This window comes from Binatus soli (SeqCode) (genome assembly GCF_050015535.1).
GTDB classification, from domain to species: Bacteria; Desulfobacterota; Binatia; order Binatales; family Binataceae; genus Binatus; species Binatus soli.
On the sequence record NZ_JBEKBF010000008.1, the window covers coordinates 117,892 to 130,432 of the forward strand.

A 12,541-nucleotide genomic window follows, 5' to 3' on the forward strand; every position below is an offset into this window, starting at 1 on the left:
TTCCTGTCCCGGCGGCGCCTAAAACGTCCAGCCAATAATCGATTTCAGAAATACCCCGTGACTAGCGCGAGTCACTCCGATTCCCACGCCGAGATTGAGCTCGAGCTGCGGAATGAAATCAAAGTTGAGCGCCGGCACGACGAAATGCTGCTGCTTCTGCACCTTCGCCAGCGGCTGAATCGATCCCATGTCGCCGTAGTATTCCAGCGCCGGGGAAACCCAGCGGTTGAGCTCATAAACCAGCTCGCCCGACGGATCGAATTGAAGCCCGCGATGCGTCTCGGGACCGCTGAACGGCTTTTCAAACGCGAAGTTCCCCACCAGCCGAAAGCCCTTGTAGTTCGCGCCGGCGATCGGCCGCAGCTCGAGCGACAGCGGATTTTCCTCGGCTGCGCGCCGCATGTAATCAAGCTCGATATTGCCGCCGAGCTGCACCGGCCACTCGAAGGTCTGCGGGACGGCGAAATGGACCTTCGTGCGCGAGCCCGAGTATTCGTAATCGCCGTTGGAGAGCTTCGCGGTGGCGAAATACTGCCCGACTTCGAGCCAACGCAAGACTCCGTACGAGCCCTCGAGCGTCTCGTGTACCTGGTACACGTCCATCTGGCTCTTCGCCAAATCCCCGGTCGCCGTCGAGGTCGTGTTTGAATGCAATTCGAGCGCCAGATGACCGGCCGGCGCGGTATCCGTGTCGTAGACCTCGATTTCATAGAAGTCGATCGCGTGCGATGGAGGCGCGGCCGCGAGCATCGCGGCCATGCATAGAGAGAGCGCGAAAATATGGGCGACGTACTTCGTCACGCGCGTCTCGCAAGAAAATTCCTTAGCGCGATTCCTTGAGTCCGGCGTCGTCGGCCGCTCCCAGAGCGATCGCGGACCAGTCCAGGTCGGCGCGCCCCTTGGCTATCGCCGAGATAAATCGATCGCGCAGCAGGCTCGCCGTCGGCATCGGCGCGTTCGCCGCGCCCGCGGTCTGCAGCACCAGGTCGATGTCCTTGAGTCCAAGCGGCAGCCGAAAACCCGCCGGCGTGAACACCCCATGAGCTATGACGGGGCCGTAACCCTGGTACACCGGCGCCGCAAAGATCGTTTTCGTCAGCATCTCGAGCGCCGCCGCCGGATCGACGCCGCTCTTGCGCATCATCGCGACTGCCTCACCCATCGCCTCGAGTGCCGCCGCGATCATGAAGTTACCCGCGAGCTTCACCACATTCGCCGCGCCGGGATTGTCACCAAAGTCGAATACCTCCTGCCCCATCGCCTCGATGATCGGTCTCACCTTGGCCTTGGCGCCGGCCGGCCCCGAAACGCAGACCCGCAACTGCTTCGCCTGTGCTTGGATCGGCCGTCCGAACACCGGTGCCGCAACCATCACGCTCCCGCGCGTCGCGTGATATGCGGCAAGTTCCCGCGTGGTCGCCGGCGACACCGTACTCATCGAGACATGAATTCCATCCGGCGCAATTCGCTCGGCGAGCGCGTCCTCGCCCGTCACGAGCGCCTTGACCGAGGCGTCATCCGCGAGCATCGAGACGACGATACCTCCCGGATGCGCGACGTCGCCGGCGCGCTCCGCGCGATGCGCGCCCTTGGCAATGAGCGGCTCAGCCTTCGACGCGGTGCGGTTGTAAACCGTCAGATGGTATCCCGCGGCGAGCAAATTCGCCGCCATCGGCAGACCCATCGCGCCCAGTCCGACGAATCCGATTTTCTGTGTCATCGGCTGAGCCTACCACTCCAGTCGAACGTCGCAATGAATTCGACTGCGGCCGCCCGCCCGCTCATTTGACGATTGCTGCGGTTGGGGATAGTTTCCGCTCGCCGGGGACATTCATCGCGCATCCCCCGCAATTCTCACGGAGGCAAAAAACCCTTCATGGACATCAGCAAGGACAAGTTACTCGAGATGTATCGCACGATGCAGAAGATCCGGCTATTCGAGTCCAAGGCGCGAGACCTCGCGATGGCCGCCGAGATTCCCGGCTTCGTCCACGTCTCGATTGGCGAAGAAGCTTCCGCCACCGGCGTCTGCGCCGCGCTGCGCAAGACCGATCGCATCACGTCAAACCATCGCGGCCACGGACATCTGATCGCCAAGGGCGGACGCCTCGATCGCATGATGGCGGAGATTTTCGGCAAGCGCACCGGCTACTGCAAAGGCAAGGGCGGCTCGATGCATATCGTCGATTACTCGCTCGGCATCCTCGGCGCCAACGGGATCGTCGGCGCTGGACTGCCTATCGCCACCGGCTCCGCGCTGGGCGCCGTGATCGCCGGCAAGGACGATGTCACCGTGGCGTTCTTCGGCGACGGCGCCTCCAACGAGGGCACCTTCCACGAGTCGCTGAACCTCGCGGCAGTCTGGAAGCTGCCGGTCGTCTTCGTATGCGAGAACAACGGCTTCGGCGAGTTCACTCCGATGGCGACCGTGACCTCGGTCAAAGACATCGCCGTGCGCGCGAAGGCCTACGACATTCCCGGCCATATCGTCGATGGCAACGACGTGCTCGAAGTCTTTCGCTTCACCAGCGAGGCCGTCGCACGCGCCCGCGCGGGCGAAGGTCCCACCCTGCTCGAATGCAAGACCTATCGATGGGAGGGGCACGTCGTCGGCGAACAGGCCTTTCTTGGCGACGGCTCCTATCGCGAGAAATCCGAAGTCGAGGAATGGAAGCGCAAATGCCCGCTGATTCGATTCGAGAAGTGGTGCGCAGAGAGCGGCAAGATAAGCTCGGCCGAACTTAAAAAGATCATCGCCGACACCGAAAAGGAACTCGCCGACGCGGTCGAATTCGCACGCTCGAGCGAACTGCCCGCACCGTCGGAAGTCACCGACGACGTTTACAACAACACCTGAGCACCCGCGATCGGAGAAATCGTCATGCCACAAATCAGTTTTATCCAGGCGATCAACCAGGCCATCGCCGAAGAAATGGAACGCGACCCGCTGACCTTCCTGATGGGCGAGGACGTCGTGCTCGGCGCGTTCGGCGCGACCAAGGGCCTTATCGACAAGTTCGGCGCCAAGCGCGTGCGCAACACCCCGATTTCGGAGGCCGGCTTCGTCGGCGCGGCGGTCGGCGCCGCGATGGCGGGGACGCGGCCGATTTGCGAAGTCGAATTCGCCAGCTTCTTCTATTGCGCCTTCGACCAGATCTGCAACCAGGCCGCCAAGCTCCGCTACATGTCGGGCGGACAGGCCACCATGCCGATCACGTTTCGCGCAGTGTTCGGCGCGATGGGCGGCGCGGCCGCGCAGCATTCCGAAACGGTGTACGCGCAATTTCTGAGCGTCCCCGGCCTCAAGCTGGTCATCCCTTCGGGGCCGTCCGACATGAAGGGCCTGCTCAAGAGCGCCATCCGCGACAACAATCCCGTGATTGTCTTCGAGCACGGCGCGCTCGGCTGGTCCCGGGAGGATGTCCCCGCCGGCGAGCACCTGGTCCCGCTCGGCAAGGCCGCCGTGAAGCGGCCCGGCGACAACGTGACGGTGGTCGCGATCGGCGCGATGGTGCCGAAGGCGATGAGCGTCGCGGAAAAGCTCGAGAAGGAAAAAATCTCGGTTGAAGTAATCGATCCGCGCACGCTGATTCCGCTCGACGAAGACGCGATCCTTGCTTCGGTCGAGAAAACCAATCGAATCGTGATCGCCGACGAAGGCCATCTGCGCGGTGGCGCAGCCGCCGATCTCGCGGCGATCGTCGCCGACAAGGGCTTCGACTTCCTCGACGCACCCGTCCGCCGCGTCACGTCGCTCGACGTGCCGATCCCGTTCAGTCCGCCGCTCGAAAAGGCGGCCATCGCGGACGAGGCTCGCATCGAAGCCGCGATTCGCGCCGTGGTCGGACGATAGCCGGGCCCGGCAATTGCGGAACTGACTGTGGCAATTGAAGTTACGATGCCCAAGTTCGGGCTGACGATGCGTGAAGGAACGATTCAGCGTTTCTTCAAGGCTCCCGGCGAGCGCGTCAACGCGGGCGAGCCGCTCTACGAGGTCGAGACCGAGAAAGTTCTCTACCAGGTCGAAGCGCCCGCGTCGGGCACGCTCGCGATCACCCTGTTCGACGAGGGCGCAACGGTTGAATGCGGCACGGCGGTGGCCGTGATCGCCGAGGTAGGCGAGGATGTCGCGACAGTCGCGGCTCGTTACAACGACAGCAAATCCGCGTCGCAACCTGCCCATCGCGATTCACCGGTGACATCGCCGCCGCCCGCCAGTCAGACCGCCGCGGCCAACCCGAGTCAGACCGCCGCGGTCACCCCGAGCGGGCGGGATCGACATACCGCAAGCCCGGTCGCCCGCAAGATCGCGTCTGAACTCGGCGTCGATCTCGATAAAATCCAAGGCACCGGCCCCGGCGGACGGATCACTCGCGAAGACGTCGAGCGCGGCGCCAAATCCGCGGCGACATTGCAGCCGGCCATCTCTGCGGCGGCGCCCCCGGCGGGATCGGCGCCGTCCATCGATCGGGTCGCGTTTCGTGGCGTGCGCAAGGTGATCGCCGAGCGGATGCATCAGAGTCTTCACTCCAGCGCGCAGATCACCATCGCCGCCGAAGCCGATGTGACGCCGGCGACCGAGTTTCGCGCCCGCCTGTCCCGCGAATTCGATTTTTCATACACCGATATGATGATTCATTCGGTTGCGCGCGCCCTGATGCGTCATCCGCGAATGAATGCGCGCCTCAACGCAAACGGCAAGGAGATTGCCCTTTGCGCAAGTGCGAACGTCGGCATCGCCGTCGCACTCGATGAGGGGCTGATCGTTCCGGTCGTGAATCGCGCCGAGAGCAAGTCGCTTCGGGAGATCGCGGTCGAAAGCCGCGCGCTCGGCGAAAAGGCGCGCTCCGGTAATCTCAAACTCGAAGACGTAACCGGAGGCACGTTTACGATAACCAACCTCGGCATGTTCGGAATCGACGCGTTCACCCCGATTCTGAATCCCGGCGAGACCGGAATCCTCGGCGTCGGGCGAATCGTCGAGAAGCCTGCCGTCTATCGCGGCGAGATCGCCAAGCGCGCGATGCTTTGGCTAAGCCTCACGTTCGACCATCGAGTGGTTGACGGGGCGCCCGCCGCCGAGTTCCTCCAAACCGTGCTCGAACTCTTCAACTCCGCCGCATGACGCCCCCCGCATTCTCAGATCTCCATGTATACCTTTGACACGATTTTCACGCTGGAGGCACGAAGCAACATCCTCCTTGAGGTGATGACAGATCACTTCAATCTGAGCGACCAGCAGGTGTTCAATGAAATTCAAGGTCAGTTTCAACGGCTTCGCACTCTGCTGGCCTCCAAGGGCGTAGAATACTCGAAGCTAAAGGGCGCGCTGGTCCCACCCACAGGGGATCGCCATGAACGGGCATTCGTGTTCGACTGGTCCAAGGCGACATCCGGCTTGTACGGTCCAGAAGCTGTTCATCAGCTTCTGCCGGTTCTTGACGCGCGTTCGACCCATAGCGTCCTGTGCGGTGATTGGCTGGACAAGGCAGATTTCGGTGAAATGTTATCCGCCTCGCCTTCTGCATCGCCGGATTCCGAGATGGCGCGGCGTGGCGGGCGTGGCGACACCTTATACTTTGTCTACCTGAACAACCTCTCGTCTTTGGCAACATCGAGTGTGCATAGCCGACTTCTTGCTAGTCCGTGGTACCTCGGCTTTCTCGATTTGGACTTGGCATCGCCCGTTAAGACATGCCTTTCATTGATGCTGGTTCGCGCTTTCATCAAGCACAAAAGCCTCATCATCGGAGGGCACGAAGATGATCGGGACGACAGCGAGAACGTAAACCTTTCACTCTTTGACTTCGACAGCCTTGCCCTATCGGTGAGAAGTGTCCCGCTGATGCTTTACGGAATATTCCTTTCGTACAAGATTGAGCGACCGGTCTTTGAAGGCGAAAGCGACACGAAGTTCTCGCTCAATGCGATCACACCGAATCCGGTTGAGTTCCAGGACTTCGAGGTTGCTCTTGATGCGCGAAGGCTCGACTACCTAAAGAAAGACAAGACCGGATCGCTGCGGCAGGCCGGTCTCGTTGAACTGAGCGCCGACGAGATTGTGCGACAGATTCGCGCTAAATTTGCGGCGAACTATATCTATAACCTAGCACGTTCTACTAACGGCGAGACCTTGAAGTTTAACATCATTCTGGAATTCCCCGGCGGCGTTCGTAAGCTGTGCGCCCTACTCTACAATACACCAACGAAAGTCCTAGAAGTGCTTACTTTCTACTAAACGCTCCTCGGATCGGATGTTTGCAAGCGCTCGGTGCCAACCATTGTCACACAACGGCGATTCGCCGTCAGACGCCTCGGCAGCCAACCGACTCGCTCATGGGAATAGCAGTGCTTCGATTTTTGCTATGTACTTATTCGTGTAAAATAAATCTGGCTCATGCTTGGTGGGGCGCACAAGGATCTGAAACTTCGGCGCGTCTGGTTTTTTTGCATCGAATGTGACAAGGCCAATGCCAAAAATCTGGCACAGAGAATCAAGGCGCGACACTTCATCTTCGTTTGATAGACTCGGAACAACGAGATAAACCTTATGGCTAAATAGCTTATAAGCACAAGCTTGGCCGAATGCTGTGATGAGTTGGGCAGGATCTGTTTTGATCTCGGCCGATACAATTTCTGTCGTGCCTTTGATAATATCGCTCTGTCGTGACTCGCGTTTGCCTATAACGTCTGGTGTGTTCCATTTATCTTTGAATACATTGCCTCCAAGTGGGATGGCATGTGTTACGTCTTCAATTTCATTCTTGAGCCAGTCCGCAAACGGTTCATAGAAATCTTCCTCATTTGTTGGACTGCCAACGGCTGTCTCATTGGACTGCAAATCATTCGCTTCGTCTTTGTATTTTACCGAGAGAAATCGACCTCTAGACGGCTTGAAAACACGATCCGGATACGCGGTATCCAAGTTCCAAATACTACCGTTGATCGTGTTTGAATTGAATGTGGGATCAGTGGCCTTCACCTTAGCAACTAGTTCCGAAAAGCGCAGACCTTCCTTGCACTTATCAAGTTCGATAAGTGCCGCGGCTTTAATGCGATCAACGATTCCCAAAGATTGTGCCATTCACGCCTCCAAAATCTAAAATCAGGTATCTTGGCTTTAAGATTATGCGCTTCCGACTTGCGATTTCCAGTCGGACGTTGTCGTGGACGCAATAACCCGGAGACCCGCTCGCCGCGCGCTTCTGAAACCGCGTGCCCGCGGCAGGGGCCGCGCCCGCCAACGGCGGGCGGCCGTAGTACTGGGTGCAGGGCTCAGCCCTGCCCATCGCGTAGTCGCGAAAAGATGCGCTGCGCAGATTTTCGCGTCTTCTTAGTACCGGGTGCAGGGGTCACCCCTGCCCAGGGAAGTGTGAACCCCACGGTGGGTTTCACATTCAATAAAGTGATTTCTCCTTCCCCACGCTTCGCACTCTCAGCCCTGCCGAGCAGTTGACGGCGCGCGCGCGACGGTGTTCCTTCATACCGTGAGCGAAATTCTCAACTACGGCCCAAAATGACGAGCGCATCCTCGAAAGCCGCTTTGCGCCGGCGTGCACCTGCCTCGATTGCCGCGGTATGGATGATAGCCTGCGTTGCTCTTTGCGGCTCCGCCTTGGCCGCCCCGTCGGCCTCGCCCAACATCCTGCCATCCGAATCGATGGGGGTATCGAAGGCGCCGCCTCCCCAGCCGATCAATTGGGACAAGGTCACCCAGGAAGCGACCGACCTGCTCTCCAGGTACATCCAGATCAACACCACCAATCCGCCCGGCAACGAGATCGAAGCGGCGCGGATGCTCAGGGAAAAATTTCTGACCGACGGAATTCCCGCCACGACCTGGGAGCCGCAGCATGGGCGCGGAATCGTCGCGGCGCGCCTGCGCGGGATCGGCAAGCATACGAAGTCGATTATCCTGCTGAGCCACATGGACGTGGTGCCCGCCAACCCCAAGGAATGGGAGGTGGCGCCGTTCTCGGGCGCCGTCAAGGATGGAAAAATCTGGGGACGCGGCTCGATCGACGACAAGGGCCCCGGCGTGATCGAGCTGATGGCGATGCTCGCGATCAAGCGCGCGGGCATCCTGCTCGATCGCGACGTGCTGTTCGTCGCCACCGGCGACGAGGAAGAAGGCGGTAAGAATGGTGCGGGATGGTTCGTCGATCACGAGAGCAACGTCTTCTCCGACGCCGGCTATTTGATCAACGAAGGCGGCGGGATTCGCGCGCTATCCGACAACAAGCGCAAGGTTTACGTGGTGTCCGTCACCGAAAAAACGCCGCTGTGGCTCAAGCTTACGGCCACAGGCCCGGCCGGGCACGCATCCGATCCACCCGCGGAAACCGCGGTCACGCGGCTGGTGCGCGCGCTGGATAAATTGACCGAGTACAAAACGCCGGTCCACGTCATCGGGCCGGTCAATGATTACTATCGCACGATGGCCGAGCTCGATCGCGGCCCCAGGCAGCTTCTCGATCTCGCCGCTGCGCTGAAGGATCCCGAGTATCTCAAGACGTTTCTTTCCGATCCCGGCCAGAACGCGCGGGTCCGCGACACCATCACGCCTACGGTGCTGTCTGCGAGCGATAAGACCAACGTGATCTCCGAGACGGCGTATGCCGAAGTCGATTGCCGGCTGTTGCCGGGCAGCGATCCCAAGACGGTCATGAGCGACATCAAAAAAGTCATCGGCGACGACGCCATCAAGGTCGACGTGATCCTTAACTTTCAGCCGATCTCGTCGCCGTCGCGCTCGCCGCTGATGACCGCGATTGCGACGCTGGCCAAAGACCACGACCGGGCCACCGTCGTGCCCTCCATGATCATCGGATTCACCGACAGCCATTACTTCCGCCATAAGAAGATCGTCTCCTACGGTTTCATTCCGGTCGAAGTAAATCCCGCCGAAGCAAAAGGCGTTCACGGAATCAACGAGCGAATCGGCGTGAAGGAACTCGCTGACGGGATTCAACGGATGGTCGAGTTGCTCCGGATTTTCGGGAGCTCGCGATAGGTGTTGGCATGATTCGAGCCGGCGTCGGTTTCTCGACCGCGCTCAATCCGCGGATCGCCGCCGCCGAGGCCACTGCCGTCGCGCTCGCGCAGGCGGGACTGAGCCGCGCCAACGGCGCGCTCTGTTTCGCAACTCCTGCCTACGGCGCCGCGTATCCGATGATCCTGCGCACGGTGGCTTCCGAAGCGCATACGCGCGAAGTCGCGGGATGCTCGAGCATGGGCGTCATCGCGGGCGAGACCGAAATCGAATCGGGAGGCGCGCTGGCCGTGCTGGTGTTCGGCGGCGAAGAGATTCACGCAACCCGATTCTTCGTGCCCACCCTTCGCGGCCGGGCCGCGGGCGTGGCGGCAGAAGTGGCGTCCGCGGTGCGCTCGCAGCTCGGCAAATCGAACCTGCTGATTCTTTTTGCCGATACTTACAACTTCGAAGCCGAGGCGACGCTCGAAGCTCTCGGGACTGAACTGCCCGGCGTGATGATTGCGGGCGGCGGTGCGAGCGAGGACGGCTCGATCGGCGAGACGTTTGTTTTCTGTGGCGATACTGTCAGCTCGAACGCAGTCTCCGGGATGCTGCTGGCGGGAGACTTCGAGGCCACGGTGGCGAGCTCGATCGCATGCGGCCTGATCGGAACGGCGCATCGCGTGACCGCCGCGCGCGACAACATACTGATCGAACTCGACGGCCGGCCGGCTTACGAAGTCTTCGCCGAGGCCGCCGGCCCTCTGGCCGGCGATCTGCGCCGCGCGCTGACTTACGTCTTCGTTGCGGTTCCCGTGTACGAGAATGCACAGACGATCGAGCGCGGACAATTCTTCGTGCGCAATATCGTCGGCGCCAGCGAGGAGCACGGCGTTATCGCGGTCGCATTCCAGCCCAGGGTGGGCGACACGGTCGGTTTCGTGTTGCGCGATGCCGAGCGGTCGCGCCAGGACTTGAAGGCCAAGTTGGAAGAATTGGGCGACCGCCTCGATTCGCCTCCCGCGTTCGGTCTGTACTTCGATTGTGTCTCGCGCGGCGCCGGGCTCTACAACATCCCGGGTCACGATTCCGCGTACATCAGGCGCTATCTTGGACCCGTTCCGATCGCAGGGTTCTTCACCGGTTTCGAAATCGGCCCGCTCGGAGAGCAGCCCTCGATCCTCCAATACTCAGGCGTTCTCGCGCTGGTATCGGGAAGAAAATCTTAAAGCAGCGCGCGCCGGCAGCCGGTCGATTCCGATCTGCCTTTTGTCGCGGTCCCCGCGCGCGAATCAAGCGAGTAGCCCGCCGCGTCGCGGGATTTCCGGCGCTTGCACGCCCGAAAGCCTTAATGGTACCTGAAAGATGGATCTGAGCGGTTTCAAACCGCGGGATTCCTCATTGACAAAACGGAGGAACGCAAGGTGGATTTCGGATTTTCTGAAGAACAAGAGATGCTTCGGGACGCGGCCAAGCGCTTTCTGGCCGACAACTGCCCGCCCAAGTTTGTCCGCCAGATGATGGCGGATCCCACCGCGCACGACGCCGCCTTCTGGAAAAAGCTGGTCGAACTCGGATGGCCGGGGCTGCTCATACCGGAGAGTTATGGCGGCCAGGGTGGCAGTTTTCTCGACATGACGGTGATTGTCGAAGAAGCCGGCAAGGTTCTGGTGCCGGGACCCTTATTCACCTCCGCGATGCTAGCGGCGCCGCTGCTTATAGAAGGCGGCTCGGACGAGCAGAAGAAAGACCTCCTGCCGCGCATGGCGAAGGGCGAATTTATCGGTACCGTCGCGATCGCCGAAGCCTCGGGCCGCTTCGACGCCGAGGGAGTCCAACTCAAGGCGGCCAAGAGCGGCAAGGAATACACGATCACCGGCGAGAAGTTTTTTGTGCCCGATGCGCACGTGGCCAACGGGATAGCGGTTGCGGTCCGCACCGGCGGCAGTGGCGAAAAAGGAATCACGATTCTGGCCGTTCCCACCACTGCGAAAGGCCTCACGATCACTCAGCTCAAGACGGTCGATATGACGCGCCGACTATGCCACGTGAAGTTCGACAATGTGAAAACCTCCGAACTTATAGGCAAGGAAGGCGAGGGATGGCCGATCCTGCGGCGCACGCTCGACATCGCAACCGCGGGGCTGGCGGCCGAGATGGTCGGGACGGCGCAGCGGGCGCTCGACATGTCGGTCGAATACGCCAAGACGCGCGTGCAATTCGGCAAGCCGATCGGATCGTTTCAGGCCGTCAAGCATAAGTGCGTCGACATGATGGTCGCGGTCGAGAACGCGCGCTCCCTGACCTACTACGCGTGCTGGACCGTCGATACCAAAGGCGCAGAGGCGGCGAGCGCGGTGCCGATGGCGAAAGCGTACGCATCCGACATGGCGAAGAACGTCACCTCGGAGGCAATCCAGGTGCACGGCGGCATCGGCTTCACCTGGGAGCACGACATGCACCTGTATCATCGGCGCGCACTGGCCGGCGAAGCGAATTTCGGCAACGCCCCGGTGCATCGCGAGACCGTGGCGAAGTCCCTGTTGGGCTGATCGCGACGAGCTGGATCGATCGGTAGAGGGCCGCGGGTTCATCGCCCGCGGTCCTTTTTCTTTCACGACGTCGGACTGAGGTTCGGGGCGGCTCACGGCGCTTCGAGGCTGAACGCAACCTTGAGATCTTCGCTCGCAAACGGATAGACGTGGATCATCCAGCCGAAAATCTGCTTGTGAAACGAGCCGCCCGCGGCCTCGCAGCCAGCCTGATTTGAAATCGTGCCGGTGAAGCCGAAACGCGGATCGGCCAGGTACCCTACGCGCATCCGCACGGAATCGCCCGCGCCGCGAGCCCTCCCGCGGTCAGGGTCGACCGACGACGAAATATCCGGCCGCATCCTGGCGGCAACGTTGCCGTTCATCACGTCGGCCTCGGTCACGCCATTGGGGAGACAGATGTTGGTGTGCGCGTGCCAGTGGGAGAGGCTCAGCGGGATCAACGCGTCGAGTTGCTCGGGAGTGTCGCCGGCGGGCGCGTCGTACATCGCACCGACCAACCGGTATCCGCCGAACGTCTTCTTCTCGTAGAGGAGAGAGCCGGGATGCGCCAGGTCAATGTCGCCCATGTACTCGGCCTGCGTCGCCGTGCGATTGGCGAAGTGGTAAACATCCTGCGGCACGGACTCCATGTAGGGCAGGTAGCCGTCGGCGATCGCGACCTTGTAATCCTCATACTTCGAGAGCTTCGCACGCATCGCCGCGATGATCTGTTCGCCGCGTTGCGTGTCCGCGGGAGTCATCGGCCGCGACTCCGTCATCGTCATGTGGTCGCTCATCTTCATGTGCGCGCCCATCTGGCCCATCGCGCCGGTGGCGCCGCTGTCGGTGCCCGAATCCATGTTGTCCATGTCGTGGGCGCGGGCGTACGAGACGGACGCGATCACGATCAACGCGATGGCGGCGAGGAGAGATTTGAATCGTGCATTCATGGGAAACCTCGAACCCGAAGCTCAATTGTTTTTTTGTGTCTCCGATACCAAACTGTCAAGCGCGAAGTCCGAGCCCGGCGGAG

At 61.0% G+C, this 12,541-nt stretch carries 11 protein-coding genes; 7 read left to right on the forward strand and 4 right to left on the reverse strand.

The window, feature by feature from the left end:
* Positions 1-18: 18 nt before the first annotated feature.
* Together ABR989_RS08110 and ABR989_RS08115 are read right to left on the reverse strand one after the other, a co-directional pair.
* Positions 19-801, reverse strand: coding sequence for a hypothetical protein (locus tag ABR989_RS08110; protein ID WP_428127412.1), 783 nt, complete (start codon positions 799-801; stop codon positions 19-21).
* 22 nt (positions 802-823) lie between these two features.
* Entirely contained in the window at positions 824-1,720 is an 897-nt protein-coding gene (locus ABR989_RS08115) for an NAD(P)-dependent oxidoreductase (RefSeq protein ID WP_428127413.1), read from the reverse strand.
* A 156-nt stretch (positions 1,721-1,876) separates the two neighbouring features.
* Between ABR989_RS08115 and ABR989_RS08120 the strand changes: the two genes are divergently transcribed.
* Genes ABR989_RS08120 through ABR989_RS08135 form a run of 4 tightly spaced genes read left to right on the forward strand, consistent with a single transcriptional unit; the run spans position 1,877 to position 6,238 of the window.
* Positions 1,877-2,857: a thiamine pyrophosphate-dependent dehydrogenase E1 component subunit alpha gene (locus tag ABR989_RS08120; RefSeq protein WP_428127415.1), complete on the forward strand. Its 981-nt coding sequence runs from the start codon at positions 1,877-1,879 to the stop codon at positions 2,855-2,857.
* 24 nt (positions 2,858-2,881) lie between these two features.
* Entirely contained in the window at positions 2,882-3,853 is a 972-nt protein-coding gene (locus ABR989_RS08125; protein ID WP_428127417.1) for an alpha-ketoacid dehydrogenase subunit beta, read from the forward strand.
* Positions 3,854-3,880: 27 nt separating this feature from the next.
* The gene (locus ABR989_RS08130) at positions 3,881-5,125 is read left to right on the forward strand and encodes a dihydrolipoamide acetyltransferase family protein (protein ID WP_428127419.1); all 1,245 of its coding nucleotides are present in this window, start codon (positions 3,881-3,883) and stop codon (positions 5,123-5,125) included.
* A 24-nt stretch (positions 5,126-5,149) separates the two neighbouring features.
* On the forward strand, positions 5,150-6,238 hold the full coding sequence (locus ABR989_RS08135) for a hypothetical protein (RefSeq protein WP_428127421.1): 1,089 nt from the start codon (positions 5,150-5,152) through the stop codon (positions 6,236-6,238).
* A gap of 96 nt (positions 6,239-6,334) precedes the next feature.
* On the opposite strand, the gene ABR989_RS08140 is transcribed toward ABR989_RS08135, so the two are convergent.
* Entirely contained in the window at positions 6,335-7,084 is a 750-nt protein-coding gene (locus ABR989_RS08140; protein ID WP_428127423.1) for a hypothetical protein, read from the reverse strand.
* A gap of 531 nt (positions 7,085-7,615) precedes the next feature.
* Here ABR989_RS08140 and ABR989_RS08145 point away from each other — a divergent pair.
* From ABR989_RS08145 to ABR989_RS08155, 3 genes are all read left to right on the forward strand, one after another.
* Positions 7,616-9,013, forward strand: coding sequence for a M20/M25/M40 family metallo-hydrolase (locus tag ABR989_RS08145; RefSeq protein WP_428127425.1), 1,398 nt, complete (start codon positions 7,616-7,618; stop codon positions 9,011-9,013).
* A gap of 8 nt (positions 9,014-9,021) precedes the next feature.
* Positions 9,022-10,203 carry an FIST N-terminal domain-containing protein gene (locus ABR989_RS08150; protein ID WP_428127427.1) on the forward strand — a complete coding sequence of 394 codons (1,182 nt, stop codon included), beginning with the start codon at positions 9,022-9,024 and terminating at the stop codon, positions 10,201-10,203.
* A gap of 195 nt (positions 10,204-10,398) precedes the next feature.
* Positions 10,399-11,526: an acyl-CoA dehydrogenase family protein gene (locus ABR989_RS08155; protein ID WP_428127428.1), complete on the forward strand. Its 1,128-nt coding sequence runs from the start codon at positions 10,399-10,401 to the stop codon at positions 11,524-11,526.
* 92 nt (positions 11,527-11,618) lie between these two features.
* Here ABR989_RS08155 and ABR989_RS08160 read toward each other — a convergent pair whose 3' ends face one another.
* Positions 11,619-12,458 carry a hypothetical protein gene (locus ABR989_RS08160; protein ID WP_428127430.1) on the reverse strand — a complete coding sequence of 280 codons (840 nt, stop codon included), beginning with the start codon at positions 12,456-12,458 and terminating at the stop codon, positions 11,619-11,621.
* Between the last annotated feature and the right edge of the window lie 83 nt (positions 12,459-12,541).

Coding starts and splice junctions, on each gene's coding strand:
- ABR989_RS08115 (WP_428127413.1), bottom strand. CDS start 1,720: ATGACACAGAAAATCGGATTCGTCGGACTGGGCGCGATGGGTCTGCCG.
- ABR989_RS08120 (WP_428127415.1), top strand. CDS start 1,877: ATGGACATCAGCAAGGACAAGTTACTCGAGATGTATCGCACGATGCAG.
- ABR989_RS08125 (WP_428127417.1), top strand. CDS start 2,882: ATGCCACAAATCAGTTTTATCCAGGCGATCAACCAGGCCATCGCCGAA.
- ABR989_RS08135 (WP_428127421.1), top strand. CDS start 5,150: ATGTATACCTTTGACACGATTTTCACGCTGGAGGCACGAAGCAACATC.
- ABR989_RS08140 (WP_428127423.1), bottom strand. CDS start 7,084: ATGGCACAATCTTTGGGAATCGTTGATCGCATTAAAGCCGCGGCACTT.
- ABR989_RS08150 (WP_428127427.1), top strand. CDS start 9,022: ATGATTCGAGCCGGCGTCGGTTTCTCGACCGCGCTCAATCCGCGGATC.
- ABR989_RS08160 (WP_428127430.1), bottom strand. CDS start 12,458: ATGAATGCACGATTCAAATCTCTCCTCGCCGCCATCGCGTTGATCGTG.